We start from the raw sequence: 17,623 nt of genomic DNA on the forward strand, positions 1-17,623 counted from the left end.
CGACCACAGCGCAGGCCTACTCCTCGACCGTGACCGGGATGTGCTGATACCGGCCGGGCGGCGGGGGGCCCTGCGGAACGCCGTCCGGCGGCGGCGCGGACTCGGGCGCGGCGGCAGGCGCCGCTGTCCCCGCAGCGTGACCGGTCTGATCGTTGACGATCGCGCGGACCATGGTCAGCAGCGAGACACTGTGTTCGGCGACCACCGAGAGCAGGGGGTGCTGCTCCCCGGACACCAGCGCCGCGAGCGCACAGACCGGGCACCACACCTGCTGGCAGCGGCCGGGGTTGTCGGGGGCGCTGGCCGCCCGCGCGGCGGCCAGTCGGATCGCGGGCTCCAGCCGGTCGAGGATCGTCTGGGCGAGTGCCCTCAATTCCGGGCCCGGATCAGGGTGAGTGCCGCTCATGCTGGCCACACCTCCGGATTGGGTCGGAAACGCACCGTCAGCTCGGTGCCGCGGAGTTGGGCGTCGACGACGATGCATCGTCTGAGCACCGAGGCCAGCCGCACGCGGCGGCGCATCCCGCCGACACCGATGATCAGGTCTTCATCGACCCTACCCAACGACAACGACGACGAGTCGACCTGAGGCAGATCCACCCGCAGCCGGTACACCGCCTCCACACCGCTGCCGGACTCCCGGTCGACGATCGGACGCAACGGGCCCGGCGGAGGCGAGCCGTCGCGCCTGCGGGCATTGTCGAGCAACTCGCCGAGCGCCTTGGGTCCGATCGGTTCCCCGGCCAGGTGCGGCACCAGCACCAGCGCGACGTCGCCGATCACCCGGTCCAGGTCGTCGAGCACCGCCCGCTGCTCCCCGATCCGTTCGGCGTACCAGTCGAAGGCGGGATGCTCGGGAAGATTGCGATACTCGAACGAATCATCCTGCACCAGAACCTGATTGACGATCAGCTCGGCGACCTGCACCCCCATCAGCGCCAGCGAACCCAGCGTGCGTGCCGCCTCCGCGGCCACCACCCGCTCCGGAGTCATCACGAGGTGAGCACTGACGCGCGCCGAGTCGGTCAACATGGTGCCGAGCCTGTCGGTGCCGCCCCCGATGCGCTCGAGCAGCTCCACCACGGCCACCGACCGGGGATCGTCGAACGTGGAAAGACGGCGATGTCGGGGCCACGCCCGCTCCAAGTACAGCCCGAACGTGGCGGGCAGGGTGAGCATGCGCATCGCATCGGCGGTCGAGGCGCAGTCGACGACGACCAGATCCCAGCTCCCCGAGTCGGCCATCTCGGCGACCTCGTGCAGCCCGAGCACCTCCTGCACCCCCGGCAGAGCCGAAAGTTCCTCTGGCGCAAGGTCACTGATGTCCGATTCGGGGAAACGCCCGGCGAGGAGCACCGCCGTCTCACGCCAGTGCGCCGCCAGCAGCGCCAGCGTGTCCAATGCCAGCGCGTCCAGCGACCCTCCGCCGCCGGCCGCGGTGTCGAGCTCAGCCAGCACACGGGTCGGAGCACGCTCGCCCGTCGGCGTGATCGTCACCCCGAGCACGTCACCGGTGGAATGCGCCTGATCGGTCGACACGATGAGCACGCGCAGCCCGGAGCGCGCCGCGCGCACAGCTGTCGCCGTCGCGAGCGTCGACTTCCCCACGCCACCCTTGCCGACGAACAGGCTGATCCGCGTCGTCCCGGACGGCGGGGTGGCGTCCGTGCCCTCAGTCAGCCTCGACTCGTTTCTTCAGATCTTTCAACGCGGTGTCGGTCAGCCTGCGTTCGGCCTTGCGCTTGAGCAGACCGATCATCGGGATCATCAGATCGACGGACAGTTCATAGGTGACGTCGGTCCCGGATCCCTTCGGCGCCAACCGGTATGCACCTTCGAGCGACTTGAGCAGCGTGCTCGACACCAGCGACCACGTCACCGACGCATGATCGGCCGGCCACGTGTAAGCCAGCACCATCGCGTCCTTGAGCACCGCGGCGTCGAGCACCAACCGGGCCACCAGCGGATAACCCTCGTCATCGGCCTCGAGGACCTCAGCCTCTTTGTACTCGGCCACCCAGTCGGGATAGGAACCGATGTCGGCGATGACGTCCATGACCGTCGAGGGGTCGGCGTCGATGTAGATCGTCTGAGCCGTCTTGTCCGCCACTGAAGCCTTCTCCAGTCCTTCCGGTGCTGAGCCGAGCTGCACATCCCCCGCCGTTGGCGGCGAATCTACCCTCCCGGCGCCTGGTATAGCCGGTATCGCTCAGGCCAACCGCGACACGCCGACAGGGCGGCCCGCCTCGAGCGTCTGTTTCACTTCGAACGCCATCGCCTTGCCTGCCACGCGCCGCTGATGATTCATCTTCGCGAGGTTCATCTTCGCCAACTCGTGGGCCGCAGCGCCCGACGGCTCGGCGTGCATGAAGTAGTGCAGCACCACCCCGTCGAGCACCTTCTCCAACCAGATTTCCATGGAACCCGTCAGGGCGCCCGTCACCGTCCAGCGCTGGCCCAGCTCGCCGCGGTCCTCGACCACGGTGAGCCGCAGATCCGGAAACCAGCGGGACCAGCTCGCCGGGTCGGCGACAGCGGCACCCACCGCCGCGGGATCCGCGGCGACGAACGTCTCGTCCGCGATCTGGATGCTGTTCATGACTGTCCACCTTCACACACGCTCCGGTGCCGCCCCAGTCGGGCCGACTACTCTGTACACGGCATAGCGGCATGTCAAGCGAGAGGGCATTCATCGTGCGGGAGTACACCGAACCGGCATCGTTCACGGTCGGCGAACACGACAACGTGGCGGCTGTGGTCTACGAGCACGAAACCACCGACCCCGACCACGTGATCTTCCAGCGACTGGTCGACGGCCGGTGGACGGATGTGACGTGCCGACGGGCGGCGGAGCAGATCCGTTCTGCGGCACGGGGTTTGATCGCCGAAGGCGTACAGCCCGGGGATCGGGTGGCGGTGCTGTCGGCCACCCGCTACGAGTGGGTGATCCTCGACTACGCGATCCTGTCGATCGGCGCGGTGACAGTGCCCATCTACGAGACGTCGTCGGCGGACCAGGTGCAGTGGGTCCTCCAGGATTCCGGCGCGGTGCTGGCCTTCGTGGAGACCGACGCGCACGCCCAGACGGTCAAAGAGCTGCAGGACGGCCTTCCCGACCTCCGCAAGGTCTTCACCATCGACGCCGCGCCGTCCGCTCTCGATCAGTTGGGCGACGCGGGCGCGGCCACCGATGCCGCGGAGGTCGATCGCCGCCGCGACGCCATCGTCTCCAGCGATCCCGCCACGCTGATCTACACCTCGGGGACCACCGGTCGGCCCAAGGGATGCCAGCTCACCCACGCCAACCTGCTCTTCGAGAGCCGCGGCGCCACCACGTGCTTCCCAAGCCTGCTGCGCAAGGGCGGTCGGCTGCTCGTGTTCCTGCCGCTGGCACACGTGCTCGCCCGGGCCCTGTCGATGACCGCCTTCGCCAACGGCGTCACCGTCGGCTACACCAGCGACATCAAGAATCTGGTGCCGATGTTCGGCCTGTTCAAACCAACGGTCATCGTGTCGGTCCCCCGCGTGTTCGAAAAGGTGTACAACACAGCCGAACTCAATGCCCGCGAGAGCGGCAAGGGGGCCATCTTCACCCGCGCCGCCGAGACCGCGATCGAGTGGAGCACGGCGCAGGACACCGGTGGTGCAGGCCTGCTGCTGCGCGCCAAGCACGCATTGTTCGATCGTCTGGTCTACGGCAAACTGCGGGCGGCCATGGGCGGGGACTGCACCGCATCGATCTCCGGTGGCGCACCGCTGGGCGCGCGGCTCGGCCACTTCTACCGCGGGATCGGCCTGACCATCTACGAGGGCTACGGCCTCACCGAGACCAGCGCGGCGATCACCGCCAACAGGATCGGCCAGCTCAAGGTCGGCACCGTCGGAAAGTTGTTGCCCGGCAACAGCATGGCGATCGCCGACGACGGCGAGCTGCTCGTGCGCGGCGGTGTGGTGTTCGACGGATACTGGCGCAACGAGACTGCGACGGCCGAGGCGATCGTCGACGGGTGGTTCCACACCGGAGATCTCGGCAGCGTCGACAGTGACGGGTTCCTCTCGATCGTGGGCCGCAAGAAGGAGATCATCGTCACCGCGGGCGGCAAGAACGTCGCGCCCGCGGTGCTCGAGGATCAGCTGCGCGCGCACCCCCTGATCAGCCAGGCGATGGCCGTCGGCGATGCGAAGCCGTTCATCGCGGCCCTGATCGCGATCGATCCCGAAGCGTTCGAAGGGTGGAAGCAGAGTCACGGCAAGCCGGCCGGCGCATCGGTGGGCGAGCTGGCCGACGATCCCGACCTGACTGCGGAGATCGACGCTGCGGTGAAGAAGGCCAACCAGGCGGTGTCCAAGGCCGAGGCGATCCGCAAGTTCCGCATCCTGCCGGTGGACTTCACCGTCGAGACGGGTGAGCTCACCCCGACGCTGAAGGTAAAGCGCAAGGTCGTCGCCGAGAAGTTCGCCGCGGAAATCGAAGCGCTCTACTAGAGCAACCGGGCCAGCCGCGCCGCCTGCATCTGCCACTGCCAGTTCTCGACGGCCCACGTGCGTCCGGCTGCACCCATTGCCGCCGCACGGGTCCGGTCGGCGAGCAGATCACCGACCGCCGCCGCGATCGCGCCGACGTCCCAGCCGTCGACGACCAACCCGGTCTCGCCGTCGACCACCGTCTCCGGCGCGCCACCCGAGCGGCCTGCCACCACCGGCACGCCGGTCGCCGACGCCTCCAGGTACACGATGCCCAGGCCCTCGACGTCCAGCCCGGCGCCGCGGGTGCGGCACGGCATCGCGAACACGTCGGCCATCGCATGGTGGTCGGGCAGTTCCTCTGATGGCACCCCACCGGTGAACACCACGTGTTCGGCCACTCCGAAGCCGTGGGCCAACCGTTGCAGCGACGTGCGGTACGGCCCGCCGCCGACGACCACCAGCGCGGCGCCGGCCACCCGGTCCCTGATCGACGGCAGGGCACGGATCAGCATGTCCTGACCCTTGCGCGGCACCAGCCGCGAGACACACACCACCACCGGCCGATCACCGAGGTGGTAGCGGGCGCGCAGTTCGGCGCGAGCCACCTCGTTGGGAGCGAACCGGTCGATGTCGACACCGGGCGGCACGTGCTCGAGCGCGGCGTCGCGACCGAACGCCGAGGCGAACCTGCGCCGGGTGTAGGCGCTGATGTAGGTCACCACGTCGGTGTCGTTCCCTATGCGCCGCAAGGCTGTTCGCGCCAACGGAAGCATCGACCAGCCGACCTCGTGCCCGTGGGTGCTGGCGATGACGCGGCGCGCACCGGCGGCGCGCGCCAGCGGTGCCAGCAGCGCGAGCGGTGCGGCCGCGCCGAACCAGACGGTGTCGATGTCGTGCTCGGAGATGAGGCGGCGCATGCGCCACGCGACGCTGGGCTCGGGCAGCATCAGCGTCGTCGGATGGCGCACCACCTGATATCCCGACGCGGCGGCCACCGCGTCGTAATCCTCGGCACCCTTCCACGTCGGGGCGTACACCGTCAGGGCCTCCACCGAGGAGCCGGGCGATCCGACGAGATGGTCGACGAGCGCCTCCAGGTAGGACTGGATGCCTCCGCGACGCGGCGGATAGTCGTTGGTGACGAGCAGGACCCGGCTCATGAGGGCAGGTCGATCCCGAGCACCGTGCGCACCGCGGTGGCGGCGTCCGGATGGCCGGGGCCGCACGCCGCGACGTAGAGCTCGCGCAGTCGGTGCGGTCCGTAGGTCTGCGCGACGAACGTGGCGAACGACCAGGCCCGGTCGTAGGCCTGCGACCGGCCGGGGCCCGGGGTGCTCAGCTCCGCGTCGGTGGGTAGCCGCGTCGGCGCGTCGATGCGGCCGCTCGGCGCCGGTCGGCCGACGTAGTCAGCGACCCCCTCGGTGAGCCACACCGGCGCGTCAGCGGCCGTGCCGGAGCGCGCAGCGTAGTGAAAGAGCTCATGGCGCAGCACGATTCGCAGATCGCCGGCATCCATGGCGGTGGCCGCCGGGGAGAACGTGATGCGTTCGGCGGTGGTGGTGGCGGCGGTGTCCGGGCCCGCGCCGGCGAGAGCGGCGAACTGCTCCGGCGAGCCGGCCACGACGATCGGGATGTCCTTCGGCCACTGTGGACCCCAGAACGCGGTGACGGCCCCTTCGGCCGCAGGAAGCTCGGCAGCGATCCGGTCGAGCAGCGGCGCCGCGCCGCCGCCGAGGTCGATCAGCTGGGCCCTGCGACCGTCCGGGGTGGTGAGGGTGCGCAACTCGGGCGAATCCGCTGTCGGCTCACCCGAGGCCACCGATGCCGACGGAGCCGCCAGAGCGGGCGGTGTGGGCGCCGTGGGATAGGCGCCGCCGATCACCAGGACGGCGCAGAGAGCTTCAGCACCCAGCAGCGCCGCGAGACGGTGCCGCGAGCGGGCCCGATCAGTAGCGGCGGACGTTGTAGATCGGCGCATTGTCCACCGGAGCGACTCGCACCGGCGTGCCGTAGGTGGACGCATGCACCATCATGCCGTCACCGATGTAGATGCCGACGTGTGAGGCATCGGAGTAGTAGGTGACGAGATCACCGGGCTGCATCTGGTCGCGCGACACGGGCTGGCCGCCTGCCGCCAGCGCCTGGCTGGAGTGTGGCAGCGAGATGCCCGCCTGCTGGAAGGACCACATCACCAGACCCGAGCAGTCGAAGGCGCTCGGACCGGCAGCGCCCCAGGAGTACGGCGAGCCGATCCGGCTCAGGGCAGCCTGGATCACGGTGGTCGCTTCGGGGGATCCGGGCGGGGGCGACATCGCCGGGCGGGATCACTCCTGGCAACGGCGGCGCGGGCGGAGCGGCGAGCACCGCCGGGTCCTGACCGGGGGCGGGCGGGGCAGGTGGCGCCGCAGCGGGCGGGACGGGCGGGGCCGGGGGCATGGCGGCGAGCGCCTCGCGCTGAGGCGGGGTCAGCACGTCGTACTGAGACTTGACGACGGCGATCTGGACCTGCAGCTGGCTCTGCTTGGACTGCAGGTCGGCGCGCACGGCGGCGGCCTGTTCGGCGGCGGTCTTGGCCTCAGAGGCGGACACCGCGGATGCCTTCTCGGCGTCCTGGGCCTGCTTGCCCACCTCGAGGTAGCGCGACATCTGCGCCGACATCTCGTGAGCCATCACGCGCTGGATCGAGAGCTGGTCGATGAGGCCCTGCGGCGAGGACGCGGTGAGCATCGCCTGGAAACCAGAGGGCCGCCCTCCCATGTACTGGGCGGCGGCCAGATCGTCGACCTTGCGCTGGAAGTCGGCCAGCTGCGCCTTGGCCGAGTCCACAGCCGCAACGTCGTTGGCGTGCTTGACTTCTGCGGCCTGCTGGATCTCCAGCTTCTTGTTCAGATCGAGCTGCGCGGAGTGCATGGCCTCCGTCGTCTGCTCGGCCTGGCGCGACAACTCGTTGAGTTTGGTCAGCGCGTCACTCGCCGGGTCGGCGTGGCCGATACCCACAGCGAGGGCGCCCACGACCGCCACCGAGGCCAGGGCACTGATTGCGGGTCGCCAGAAACGGCTGGTGCTCCGATGCGCGCGGTCGAGCGTCAAGATTTATGCGTCCTTCAACTGGCGTACGAGCCGTCTTGAACTCTCTTAGGTCTCAGACAGGTTACGAAACGGCATCGGCCTTGTCCAACAGGAGACGCAAATTTAACAGTTACTCCTGTGAAGGATGGGACGCCGGTGACGCGAAGCGGCGTCAGGCAACTCCCGGTGTGCCGTGCCGGTGCAGCGGAACGAGCCTCAATCGCGGCGCCAGGCCCACATCGGCGAGGACTTCCAGGGCACGCTGCTCATCCACCAGCAAAGTTTCGGGAATTCCGAGCAACACACTGACGACGCAGTCTTGGCACCCCGGTCCCCGCACCGCGCAGTCGTCGCAATCGATGGTCAGCGTTGTGGAATCGGCGCCAGTATCGGCGCCGGAATCGCCGGTGTCCTCATCCTGTCGTGGCTGGTCGTAACCCATGGCCTTGTCCTCTCCGTCGCAGTCAGGGGCACGGTATCGACAGCGTCCGACAAGTGAGAGCGTCCGACAAGTGAGAGCGACCGACAAGTGAGAGCGACCGGCTCCCGCGTGGCTGTCGGCGACATGTCGGCCCGCCGTCCTACGGTCAGCGCATGGGTCAGCTCAGCTTCGCCGACGTCGATCCGGCGGCCGACCTGACGCTGCGCGAGACCACCTTCGTCGTCGTCGACCTCGAGACCACAGGGGGGCGGTCCAGCGGCGACCACCACGACCAGATCACCGAGATCGGCGCGGTCAAGGTCCGCGGTGGCGAGATCCTCGGCGAGTTCGCCACCCTGGTCGACCCGGGCCGGGCCATCCCGCCGCAGATCGTCGCGCTGACCGGCATCACCACCGCGATGGTCTACGACGCGCCGCGCATCGAGGCGGTGCTGCCTGCGTTCCTGGAGTTCGCGCGCGGCGCGGTGCTGGTCGCCCACAACGCCGGCTTCGACGTCGGGTTCCTGCGCGCCGCCGCCGAACGCAACCACATCCCGTGGCCGAGACCGCCGGTGCTGTGCACGGTGCGGCTGGCACGTCGGGTCCTGACCCGTGACGAGGCGCCCAGCGTTCGCCTCTCGGCACTCGCGCAGCTGTTCGGAGCCGGCACCACACCCAACCACCGCGCGCTCGCCGATGCCCGGGCCACGGTCGACGTGCTGCACGGCCTGATGGAGCGGGTCGGCAACCAGGGCATCCAGACCTACACCGAGCTGCGGTCCTACCTGCCCGACGTGACCCCGGCCCAGCGCCGCAACCGCCGCCTGGCCACGTCGGTGCCGCACGCCCCCGGGGTGTACCTGTTCCGCGGACCGTCGAACGAGGTGCTCTACGTCGGCACCGCCAAGGACCTGCGGCGCCGGGTCAATCAGTACTTCACCGGGGCGGACCCGCGCACGCGGATGAAGGAGATGGCGTCGTTGGCCACCGGCGTCGACCACGTCGAATGCGCCCACGATCTCGAAGCCGGCGTGCGCGAACTGCGTCTGCTGGCCGCCCACGCACCCCCGTACAACCGCCGCTCGAAGTTCCCACACCGCTGGTGGTGGGTGGCGCTGACCGACGAGGCGTTCCCCCGCTTCTCCGCGGTACGCAGCCCCCGCACGGACACCGCGATCGGTCCTTTCCGTGCCCGCGCCGACGCCCTCGACGCCGCCGCACTGATCGCCCGGTTCACCGGCATCCGGACCTGCACCAAGCGGCTCGCCCGCAGCGCCACACACGGGCCCGCGTGTCCCGACGTCGAGGTCTCCCCCTGCCCCGCCGGGCGCGGCGCGAGCGCCGGGGATTACGCCGCCGCGGTCGACGCAGCCCACGCGCTGATCGGGGGCCACAGCGGCGAGGCGTTCGGCCACATGCTGGCCCACATCGACGACCTCGCGCAGAGGCACCGCTACGAGACCGCGGCCCGGATGCGAGACCGGGCGTCAGCGGCCATCGACGTGCTCTGGCGCGGCCAGCGGCTGCGCGCGCTGTCGGTGATCGGCGAACTGATCGCGGCACGACCCGACGGTGAGCGTGGGTGGCATCTGGCCGTGATCCGGCACGGGCAGCTGGCTGCCGCCGGCGTGGCACCTCGCGGAGTGCCGCCGATGCCGGTGGTCGAGGCCCTCTGCGCGGCCGCCCAGACCGTGCTGCCCAGTGCGGCCCCGCACGGGGGCGCGCTGGTCGAGGAGATCGCGCTCGTCGCGCGCTGGCTGGCCCACCCTGGTGTGCGGATCGTGCGTACCGGCTCCGAATCCAGCTCCGAATCCGAGGCCGGCTACTGCTCGCCGATCGCCGCCGCCGGACGCTGGGCCGGCTGGGCGGCCTCGGCACGCTCGGCCCGGGTCGCCGCCGAGCAGCTGGCCGAACAGTTCCCCGCGCAGTTCCCCGGGCTTTTCGATGCCTCAGATCTCCTGGGTGAACCGAGCCCAACGCGCGAGCAGCTGTTCGGCCGCCCCGGAGTCGATCGCCTCCTTGGCGCGGGCGAGCCCGGACTCCCACGCCGGGACCCACTTGGCGTCGCTGGATAGGCCGGCGTGGGACACCAGCGCACCGGCAGCGTTGAGCAGCACGGCGTCGCGTACCGGCCCGCTCGCCCCGCCCAGCACCGCGCGGGCCTCGGCGGCGTTGGTCTCGGCGTCCCCGCCGACCAGCTCGGAGATGTGCGCCCGCGCGAACCCGAACGCAGCCGGGTCGAACCGCAGCCGGTCCACGGTGCCCGCCTGCACCCGCCAGATGGTGCTCGTCGTGGTCGTGGTCAGCTCGTCGAGACCGTCGTCGCCGTGCACCACCAGCACGCTGGAGCCGCGGGTGGCGAACACCTCGGCCATCACCTCGGCCAGCTCCGCCCACGCACAGCCGATCAACCCGGCGCGCGGCGCGGCCGGGTTGGTCAGCGGTCCCAGCAGGTTGAACACCGTCGGGACGCCGATCTCGCGTCGGGCGACCCCGGCATGCCGGTAGGACGGGTGGAACTGCGGAGCGAACGCGAACCCGATACCCACCTCGGCGACGCAGCGCGCGACCTCGTCGGGTCCCAGGTCGATCCGCACCCCGAGGGCCTCGAGCGTGTCCGCGCCGCCGGACAGCGATGTCGCCGCGCGATTGCCGTGCTTGACCACCTTGACTCCGGCGGCGGCCACCACAATCGAGGCCATCGTCGACAGGTTGACGGTGTTCGCGCCGTCTCCGCCGGTGCCGACGACGTCGACGGTGTCGGTGCCGATCGTCTCCGTCGGCACGCGGTGGGCGTGCTTGAGCATGATGTCGGCGAGCTCGCCCACCTCGGCGGAGGTGGGTCGCTTCATCTTCATCGACACGCCGAAGGCGGCGATCTGCGCCGGCGTGGCGGCGCCGGTCATGATCTCGTCCATCGCCCAGGCCGCCTGCCCCGGCAGAAGCGACTGATCGGTGGTCAGCCGACCGAGGATCACCGACCACGTCGGAGCGGCCACAGACGAGTCATGCTGAGCGGGAGCAGGAGTCACGACGCGATTATGACGAATTGCTCGACCCGGGTGGAGTTAGACAACTACAAAGCGTCATACTTGCACCTGTGACGAGCGCTGTAGGTACTTCGGGAACCGCCATCACGTCGCGTGTGCATTCGCTGAACCGTCCGAACATGGTCAGTGTTGGCACCATCGTGTGGCTTTCCAGCGAGTTGATGTTCTTTGCTGGCCTGTTTGCGATGTACTTCACGGCCCGCGCCCAGGCCGGCGGTGACTGGCCGCCGCACCCGACCGAGCTGAACCTCTACCTCGCCGTGCCGGTGACGCTGGTGCTGATCGCCTCGTCGTTCACCTGCCAGATGGGCGTCTTCGCCGCCGAGCGCGGCGACGTGTTCGGCCTCCGCCGCTGGTACCTGCTGACGTTCGCGATGGGCGCCTTCTTCGTCGCCGGCCAGGGCTACGAGTACTACCACCTGGTGCACGAGGGCACGACCATCCCCGGCAGCGCCTACGGCACCGTCTTCTACCTGGCCACCGGCTTCCACGGCCTGCACGTCATCGGCGGTCTGGTGGCCTTCATCCTCCTGCTGCTGCGCACCCGGATGAGCAAGTTCACTCCGGCGCAGGCCACCGCCGCGATCGTGGTCTCGTACTACTGGCACTTCGTCGACATCGTCTGGATCGCCCTGTTCGCCGTCATCTACTTCGTCCGATGACGGATTCGACGACCACGCCGGGCAGCCCGCAGAAAAGAAGGGGTTCGATGACAAGCAAGTCCAAGCGCCGGTTGCGCCGGCGCGTCTCGGCGGCACTGTTGCTGCTGATCGGACTGGCAGTGGCCGGCGGCCTGGCGGCCACGTTCACGCCGACGCCGCAGGTGGCTGTCGCCGACGAGTCGGCCTCGGCGATGCTGCGCACCGGCCAACAGCTCTACGAGACGTCGTGCGTGTCCTGCCACGGCGCGAACCTGCAGGGCGTGGCCGACCGCGGCCCGAGCCTCATCGGTGTCGGCGAGGCCGCCGTGTACTTCCAGGTGTCCACCGGCCGTATGCCCGCGATGCGCGGCGAGGCTCAGGCCATGCGCAAGGACCCCGCCTTCGACGAGGCGCAGATCGACGCGCTGGGCGCCTACGTTCAGGCCAACGGCGGCGGCCCCGTCGTCCCGCGCGACGAGAACGGCGCGATCGCCTCGCAGTCGCTGATCGGCAACGACGTCGCCCGCGGTGGCGACCTGTTCCGGTTGAACTGCGCCTCCTGCCACAACTTCACCGGCAAGGGCGGCGCCCTGTCATCGGGCAAGTACGCGCCCGATCTGGGTGAGGCCGCCGCGGTGCCGGCACAGGTCTACACCGCGATGCTGACCGGCCCGCAGAACATGCCGAAGTTCTCGGACCGTCAGCTGTCCCCTGAAGAGAAGCGCGACATCGTCGCCTACGTGAAGGAAGCGGCCGAGACGCCGACGCCCGGTGGTCTCGGGCTGGGTGGCTTCGGGCCCACCTCCGAGGGCATGGTCGCGTGGATCATCGGCATGGTGGCCATCATCGCGGCCGCCCTCTGGATCGGAGCACGGGCATGAGCGACGCCACCGGCACCCACGAGAACATCGGCAAGGGCACCGATTCGCCCGGCCAGCAGGGCGAAGCGGGTCAGCCCACCGACGCGCAGCTCGCCGAGATGTCCCAGGAGGAGCTGCTCGCACTCGGCGGCAAGCTCGACGGCGTCGAGATCGTCTACAAGGAGCCGCGCTGGCCTGTCCCCGGCACCAAGGCCGAGAAGCGCGCCGAGCGCACCGTCGCGTACTGGCTTCTGTTCGCCGGGTTCTCGGGTCTTGCGCTGCTGCTGATCTTCTTGTTCTGGCCGTGGGAGTACAAGCCGTTCGGTTCCGAGGGCGAGTGGCTGTACGCGCTGACGACGCCGTTGTACGGCCTGACGTTCGGCCTGTCGGTCCTCTCGATCGGCGTCGGCGCGGTGCTCTTCCAGAAGAAGTTCATCCCCGAGGAGATCTCGATTCAGGAGCGCCACGACGGCGCCTCCCCCGAACTGCACCGCCGCACCGTCGCCGCGAACCTCGGGGACGCGCTGGACGGCTCGACGCTCAAGCGGCGCAAGCTGATCGGGCTCTCCCTCGGCATCGGATTCGGTGCGTTCGGGCTCGGCACCGCCGTGGCCTTCATCGGTGGTTTGATCAAGAACCCGTGGAAGCCCGTCGTGCCGACGGCCGAGGGCATGAAGGCCGTCCTGTGGACGTCGGGGTGGACGCCCCGCTACACCGGCGAGACCATCTACCTGGCGCGCGCGACCGGTCAGCCAGGTGAGTCGCCGTTCGTCAAGATGCGCCCGGAGGACATCGACGCCGGCGGCATGGAGACCGTGTTCCCGTGGCGCGAATCCGACGGCGACGGCACCACCGTCGAGTCCGAGCATCACCTGTTCGAGATCGCGATGGGCGTGCGCAACCCGGTCATGCTCATCCGTATCCGGCCCGGCGACATGTCGCGTGTGGTCAAGCGGCAGGGCCAGGAGAGCTTCAACTTCGGCGAGCTGTTCGCCTACACCAAGGTGTGCTCGCACCTGGGTTGCCCGTCATCGCTGTACGAGCAGCAGACCTACCGGATTCTGTGCCCGTGCCATCAGTCGCAGTTCGACGCGCTGCACTTCGCACGGCCCATTTTCGGGCCGGCGGCCCGCGCGTTGGCGCAGCTTCCGATCACCATCGATCAAGAGGGCTACCTTGTAGCTAACGGTGATTTCATCGAACCCGTCGGACCGGCATTCTGGGAGCGCAAGTCATGAGCCCACGACCCAACATGGCCGAGATCGCCGCCAAGCAGGGCGAAGCGATCGACTCGCGATACCACCCGTCGGCTGCGGTGCGCCGCCAGCTCAACAAAGTGTTCCCGACCCACTGGTCGTTCCTGCTCGGTGAGATCGCGATGTACAGCTTCATCGTGCTGCTGCTCACCGGTGTGTGGCTCACGCTGTTCTTCGATCCGTCCATGGCACACGTCACCTACGACGGCGTGTACCAGCCGCTGCGCGGCGTCGGGATGTCCCGGGCCTACGAGACCGCGCTCGACATCAGCTTCGAGATCCGCGGCGGCCTGTTCGTCCGGCAGGTACACCACTGGGCGGCGCTGCTCTTCGCCGCCTCGATCATGGTCCACCTGGCACGCATCTTCTTCACCGGCGCGTTCCGCCGGCCGCGTGAAGCCAACTGGGTGATCGGCTCGCTGCTGCTGATCCTGGCGATGTTCGAGGGCTTCTTCGGTTACTCGCTGCCCGACGACCTGCTCTCGGGTACCGGCATCCGCGCCGCACTGTCCGGTATCACGATGGGCATCCCCGTTGTCGGTACCTGGATGCACTGGGCGCTGTTCGGCGGTGACTTCCCGGGTGAGATCCTGATCCCCCGCCTCTACGCGTTGCACATCCTGCTGATCCCGGGCATCATCCTGGCCCTGATCGGTGTGCACCTCGCGCTGGTCTGGTTCCAGAAGCACACCCAGTTCCCCGGCCCCGGGCGCACCGAGACCAACGTCGTCGGCGTGCGCGTCATGCCGGTGTTCGCGGTGAAGTCCGGCGCGTTCTTCGCCGTCACCGTCGGCATCCTCGGCCTGATGGGTGGTCTGCTGCAGATCAACCCGATCTGGGTGCTGGGACCGTACAAGCCGTCCCAGGTCTCGGCGGGCAGCCAGCCCGACTTCTACATGATGTGGACCGACGGGCTCATCCGTCTCTGGCCGGCCTGGGAGTTCTACCCCTTCGGCCACACCATCCCGCAGGGTGTGTGGGTGGCGGTCGGCATGGGCCTGGTGTTCATGCTGCTGATCGCCTACCCGTTCCTGGAGAAGAAGTTCTCCGGCGACGACGCCCACCACAACCTGTTGCAGCGCCCGCGTGACGCACCGACGCGTACAGCGATCGGTTCGGCGGCGATCGCGCTGTACATCGTGCTGACCTTTGCCTGCATGAACGACATCATCGCGCTGAAGTTCCACATCTCGCTGAACGCGACGACGTGGATCGGCCGCATCGGCATGGTGGTGCTGCCGGCGATCGTGTACTACATCGCCTACCGCTGGGCGGTGGCCTTGCAGCGCAGCGACCGCGCGGTGCTCGAGCACGGTATCGAGACGGGCATCATCAAGCGGCTGCCGCACGGTGCCTACATCGAGCTGCACCAGCCGCTGGGTCCGGTCGACGAGCACGGCCACGCCATCCCGCTCGAGTACCAGGGCGCGGCACTGCCGAAGCGGATGAACAAGCTCGGTTCGGCCGGTGCTCCCGGCTCGGGCAGCTTCATCAGCGCAGATCCCGCGTCCGAGCGCGAAGCGCTCGCCGAGGCAACCCACGCGGCCGAACATCGGGCGCTCACGGCTCTGCGCGAGCGCGTCGGACACAACGGGTCGAACGGTCACGGCTCGAACGGCCACGGATCGAACGGCCACGGATCGTCGAACGGCCACTCCAACGGGTCGGCCGACAACGGTCATCACTGATCAGAGCGCAACAACATCAAACAGCGACGACAATCCGCCCCGGCTCCGGCCGGGGCGGATTGTTTTGTGCAGGGGGTCAGGCGTCGCTGTGGCTGCGCAGCTCGCGCAGGAAGTACACCGGGAGACCGATCATCGCGGCCGTGACGACGCCGGCGGCGCCGTAGAACACCCAGGACGCCACGTCGCTGTCCACGGCCATCAGGTAGGTCGCGGTCCCGATCAGCACGTAGGCGACGCCCATCGCGCAGCCGATCGAGGCAGCGCAGCGCAGCGTGAGCTGTTCGGCAAGCGGCGAGGAAGCTGTGCTGGGGGCGAGGGCGGCCGGGGCGACGGCGCGGATCTTCTCCGTCGGAGCCTCGGTGGCCCGCGGCGGTGCACTCCCCTGCCCGCCGGCCGGGGCTGTCGGACGCGCCTTCGACCCGTGAGGCTCGTGGGCTTCCTGGTCGCCGCGCGCGTCGCGGCGGGCCCGCAGCAGCAGCGGGACAGCGGCGAGGATCACCGCGGCGGACACGCCGATCACGACGTAGAGAAACCAGGGTGTCCCTGAGTCACCCGTCGGTGCGGTGCGGCCACTGGCGAGATCGACCAGCGCCACCGTCGCGGCGACGCCGGCTCCCAACGCGGCGAGCCATGCGGCCGCGCAGCCGCCCAGCAGGATGCGGTCCGTGCGGTCCGGGGTGTACGAGCCAGTGGGTGTCGTCATACCGGCTAGCAATTGGTCTGGGCGGTGTTGTTGGTGTTCGAGGACAACACCGTGCCGTCGCTGGTGGTGATCGAGCAGTTCAACCGGCTGACCAGGAACAGGCTGGACGCTTGCACAGAGCCCACCTCGGACTGTGAGATCGGGGTGACGGTCAGCGACCACGGGATGTAGACGTTGCGTTGGGTGCGGCTGCGGCCGGAGGCATCGGTGTAGGTCACGGTGATGATGTCGCCCGGCGCCTTGGTGCCCGTCACGGAGTAGGTGACCTGGCGTGGGCCTGACCGCGTCGTCGTGGGCGGCGGGGGCGGCGCCTCCGTCGTGGTCGGCGGGGGCGGCGGAGGCGGCGCCTCGGTACTGGGAGGTGGCGGCGGCGGTTCGGTGACCGTCACGGTCTCCGGCGGCGGAGGCGGCGGTTCCTCGGTGGTCGGCGGAGGCGGCGGCGGGGGTGGCGGCGTCGTGGTGGTGATCTCGTCCTGCACGGGCGGCGGGGCGCTGGTGGTGGTCTCCGGCGTCGCGAGGTTGTCCGTGTCGGTGCGCGTCACCAGGACCGACACCGACACCACCAGCGCGATGGCGGCGATGATCGCGACGACGCCGACGACCCAGGGCCACCTGGGCGGATCGGGGGTCTCCCCGGCCTCCGCCGACGCGTCGTAGCTGTCGTAGTCATAGGGCGACGATTCCGCGGGAACGTACGCCGGCGGGACGAATTGTTCGGACTCCGGCGCAGAGTACGCCCGCGAGTAGTGGTCGGTGGCGTCGGTGCCCGGAGCACCCCCGTCACTGTCCGGGGTGAGACCCGAGACCTCCTGCGTCGGTTCGTCGGCTGGAGACCGGTCGCCCGGCTCGTCGCCTCTAGGCCCGCTCATGTGCGTCAATCCTTCTCAGCCAGCTTCTCGGACGCCGGTCAACGCCTACGGCGACTCGCGGTGCGCCGGCAACGTTACCCAAGACCGACGCCGCGGCGAGGGGCAGGAAGACCGTCGCCGCCAACTCATGCCGGATTGTGACCTTGCCCAGGACTGCTCCGCCGACAGACGCCGGCGGTCAGTGCTTCTCAGGCCCGGTGTGGTACTCGAAGACCAGCCCGGACACCGTGGTGAGCACGAAGCAGACGCCTGCGACGATGAGCCACGGCAGCCACAGAGCCATGCCGACGGCGGTCACCGAGGCCGACAGCGCGATCATGACCGGCCACCAGCTGTGCGGGCTGTAGAAGCCCAGTTCGCCGGCGCCGTCGGCGATTTCGGCGTCCTCGTAGTCCTCGGGGCGGGTGTCGAGCCGCCGGGCGACGAAGCGGAAGAAGGTGCCCGTGATCAGCGTCAGGCCCGTGGTCAGGGCCAGTGCCGTGGTACCGGCCCACTCCACGCCGCCGGTGGCGAACAGGGCGGTGAGCACCGCGTACACGACGGTCGCCAGCGCGAAGAACGCCGTGAGGAACTCGAACAACCGGGCTTCGATATGCATG

Annotated in this window: 16 protein-coding genes and 2 pseudogenes; 6 read left to right on the forward strand and 12 right to left on the reverse strand. The window is 69.3% G+C overall.

Going from position 1 to position 17,623, the window contains the following annotated elements:
- Positions 1–16: 16 nt before the first annotated feature.
- The 4 genes from PGN37_RS08150 to PGN37_RS08165 form a co-directional block, all read right to left on the reverse strand.
- Positions 17–406: a hypothetical protein gene (locus tag PGN37_RS08150; protein WP_335330512.1), complete on the reverse strand. Its 390-nt coding sequence runs from the start codon at positions 404–406 to the stop codon at positions 17–19.
- A complete protein-coding gene (locus tag PGN37_RS08155; protein WP_335330576.1) occupies positions 403–1,680 on the reverse strand; it encodes an ArsA family ATPase in 1,278 nt (425 codons plus the stop codon). Before PGN37_RS08155 ends, PGN37_RS08150 begins: the two co-directional genes overlap by 4 nt.
- Positions 1,673–2,110, reverse strand: a complete 438-nt coding sequence (locus PGN37_RS08160) for an SRPBCC family protein (RefSeq protein ID WP_335330513.1) — start codon at positions 2,108–2,110, stop codon at positions 1,673–1,675. The genes PGN37_RS08155 and PGN37_RS08160 overlap by 8 nt, the downstream gene beginning before the upstream one ends.
- Positions 2,111–2,209: 99 nt before the next feature.
- Positions 2,210–2,599 (reverse strand): polyketide cyclase / dehydrase and lipid transport, encoded by a 390-nt coding sequence (locus tag PGN37_RS08165; RefSeq protein ID WP_335330514.1) that lies wholly within the window; start codon positions 2,597–2,599, stop codon positions 2,210–2,212.
- 95 nt (positions 2,600–2,694) lie between these two features.
- Between PGN37_RS08165 and PGN37_RS08170 the strand changes: the two genes are divergently transcribed.
- A complete protein-coding gene (locus PGN37_RS08170) occupies positions 2,695–4,485 on the forward strand; it encodes an AMP-dependent synthetase/ligase (RefSeq protein ID WP_335330577.1) in 1,791 nt (596 codons plus the stop codon).
- Here PGN37_RS08170 and PGN37_RS08175 read toward each other — a convergent pair.
- The 4 genes and pseudogenes from PGN37_RS08175 to PGN37_RS08190 all read right to left on the reverse strand — a co-directional run bounded on the left by PGN37_RS08175 (position 4,482) and on the right by PGN37_RS08190 (position 7,978).
- Positions 4,482–5,627, reverse strand: coding sequence for a glycosyltransferase family 4 protein (locus PGN37_RS08175; RefSeq protein ID WP_335330515.1), 1,146 nt, complete (start codon positions 5,625–5,627; stop codon positions 4,482–4,484). The two genes, PGN37_RS08170 and PGN37_RS08175, sit on opposite strands and share 4 nt — an antisense overlap.
- Positions 5,624–6,445, reverse strand: a complete 822-nt coding sequence (locus PGN37_RS08180; protein ID WP_335330516.1) for a peptidase — start codon at positions 6,443–6,445, stop codon at positions 5,624–5,626. Before PGN37_RS08180 ends, PGN37_RS08175 begins: the two co-directional genes overlap by 4 nt.
- A pseudogene (gene ripC, locus PGN37_RS08185) lies at positions 6,414–7,557 on the reverse strand (peptidoglycan hydrolase RipC). The gene PGN37_RS08180 and the pseudogene ripC overlap by 32 nt, the downstream one beginning before the upstream one ends.
- 151 nt (positions 7,558–7,708) lie before the next feature.
- Complete coding sequence (locus PGN37_RS08190) at positions 7,709–7,978, reverse strand: hypothetical protein (protein WP_335330517.1); 270 nt, start codon at positions 7,976–7,978, stop codon at positions 7,709–7,711.
- A gap of 152 nt (positions 7,979–8,130) precedes the next feature.
- Between PGN37_RS08190 and PGN37_RS08195 the strand changes: the two are divergent.
- Positions 8,131–9,969, forward strand: a pseudogene (locus PGN37_RS08195) (DEDD exonuclease domain-containing protein); the annotation flags it as partial.
- Here the strand turns inward: PGN37_RS08195 and trpD are convergent.
- The gene (trpD, locus tag PGN37_RS08200; RefSeq protein ID WP_335330518.1) at positions 9,907–10,989 is read right to left on the reverse strand and encodes an anthranilate phosphoribosyltransferase; all 1,083 of its coding nucleotides are present in this window, start codon (positions 10,987–10,989) and stop codon (positions 9,907–9,909) included. The pseudogene PGN37_RS08195 and the gene trpD sit on opposite strands and share 63 nt — an antisense overlap.
- 68 nt (positions 10,990–11,057) lie before the next feature.
- Between trpD and ctaE the strand changes: the two genes are divergently transcribed.
- Genes ctaE through qcrB form a run of 4 tightly spaced genes read left to right on the forward strand, consistent with a single transcriptional unit; the run spans position 11,058 to position 15,452 of the window.
- Positions 11,058–11,669 carry an aa3-type cytochrome oxidase subunit III gene (gene ctaE, locus PGN37_RS08205; protein WP_335330519.1) on the forward strand — a complete coding sequence of 204 codons (612 nt, stop codon included), beginning with the start codon at positions 11,058–11,060 and terminating at the stop codon, positions 11,667–11,669.
- 47 nt (positions 11,670–11,716) lie between these two features.
- Positions 11,717–12,529 (forward strand): cytochrome bc1 complex diheme cytochrome c subunit, encoded by an 813-nt coding sequence (gene qcrC / locus PGN37_RS08210; RefSeq protein ID WP_442932883.1) that lies wholly within the window; start codon positions 11,717–11,719, stop codon positions 12,527–12,529.
- On the forward strand, positions 12,526–13,746 hold the full coding sequence (gene qcrA / locus PGN37_RS08215; RefSeq protein ID WP_335330521.1) for a cytochrome bc1 complex Rieske iron-sulfur subunit: 1,221 nt from the start codon (positions 12,526–12,528) through the stop codon (positions 13,744–13,746). Before qcrC ends, qcrA begins: the two co-directional genes overlap by 4 nt.
- Positions 13,743–15,452: a cytochrome bc1 complex cytochrome b subunit gene (gene qcrB / locus PGN37_RS08220; RefSeq protein WP_335330522.1), complete on the forward strand. Its 1,710-nt coding sequence runs from the start codon at positions 13,743–13,745 to the stop codon at positions 15,450–15,452. Before qcrA ends, qcrB begins: the two co-directional genes overlap by 4 nt.
- A 76-nt stretch (positions 15,453–15,528) precedes the next feature.
- Here qcrB and PGN37_RS08225 read toward each other — a convergent pair whose 3' ends face one another.
- The 3 genes from PGN37_RS08225 to PGN37_RS08235 all read right to left on the reverse strand — a co-directional run bounded on the left by PGN37_RS08225 (position 15,529) and on the right by PGN37_RS08235 (position 17,622).
- Positions 15,529–16,155 carry a DUF2561 family protein gene (locus tag PGN37_RS08225; protein ID WP_335330523.1) on the reverse strand — a complete coding sequence of 209 codons (627 nt, stop codon included), beginning with the start codon at positions 16,153–16,155 and terminating at the stop codon, positions 15,529–15,531.
- Positions 16,156–16,160: 5 nt separating this feature from the next.
- The gene (locus PGN37_RS08230) at positions 16,161–17,024 is read right to left on the reverse strand and encodes an MmpS family transport accessory protein (RefSeq protein WP_335330524.1); all 864 of its coding nucleotides are present in this window, start codon (positions 17,022–17,024) and stop codon (positions 16,161–16,163) included.
- Between the two features lie 178 nt (positions 17,025–17,202).
- A complete protein-coding gene (locus PGN37_RS08235; protein ID WP_335330525.1) occupies positions 17,203–17,622 on the reverse strand; it encodes a cytochrome c oxidase subunit 4 in 420 nt (139 codons plus the stop codon).
- Position 17,623: the final 1 nt, after the last annotated feature.

This window comes from Mycobacterium kyogaense (assembly GCF_036946525.1).
GTDB lineage: Bacteria > Actinomycetota > Actinomycetes > Mycobacteriales > Mycobacteriaceae > Mycobacterium > Mycobacterium kyogaense_A.

What these genes read in the sequence shown, in the direction of transcription:
- PGN37_RS08150 (WP_335330512.1), bottom strand. Translation starts at nt 406, where the DNA reads ATGAGCGGCACTCACCCTGATCCGGGCCCGGAATTGAGGGCACTCGCC.
- PGN37_RS08165 (WP_335330514.1), bottom strand. Translation starts at nt 2,599, where the DNA reads ATGAACAGCATCCAGATCGCGGACGAGACGTTCGTCGCCGCGGATCCC.
- PGN37_RS08175 (WP_335330515.1), bottom strand. Translation starts at nt 5,627, where the DNA reads ATGAGCCGGGTCCTGCTCGTCACCAACGACTATCCGCCGCGTCGCGGA.
- PGN37_RS08180 (WP_335330516.1), bottom strand. Translation starts at nt 6,445, where the DNA reads ATGCGCCGATCTACAACGTCCGCCGCTACTGATCGGGCCCGCTCGCGG.
- PGN37_RS08190 (WP_335330517.1), bottom strand. Translation starts at nt 7,978, where the DNA reads ATGGGTTACGACCAGCCACGACAGGATGAGGACACCGGCGATTCCGGC.
- qcrC (WP_442932883.1), top strand. Translation starts at nt 11,717, where the DNA reads ATGACAAGCAAGTCCAAGCGCCGGTTGCGCCGGCGCGTCTCGGCGGCA.
- qcrA (WP_335330521.1), top strand. Translation starts at nt 12,526, where the DNA reads ATGAGCGACGCCACCGGCACCCACGAGAACATCGGCAAGGGCACCGAT.
- qcrB (WP_335330522.1), top strand. Translation starts at nt 13,743, where the DNA reads ATGAGCCCACGACCCAACATGGCCGAGATCGCCGCCAAGCAGGGCGAA.
- PGN37_RS08225 (WP_335330523.1), bottom strand. Translation starts at nt 16,155, where the DNA reads ATGACGACACCCACTGGCTCGTACACCCCGGACCGCACGGACCGCATC.
- PGN37_RS08230 (WP_335330524.1), bottom strand. Translation starts at nt 17,024, where the DNA reads ATGAGCGGGCCTAGAGGCGACGAGCCGGGCGACCGGTCTCCAGCCGAC.
- PGN37_RS08235 (WP_335330525.1), bottom strand. Translation starts at nt 17,622, where the DNA reads ATGCATATCGAAGCCCGGTTGTTCGAGTTCCTCACGGCGTTCTTCGCG.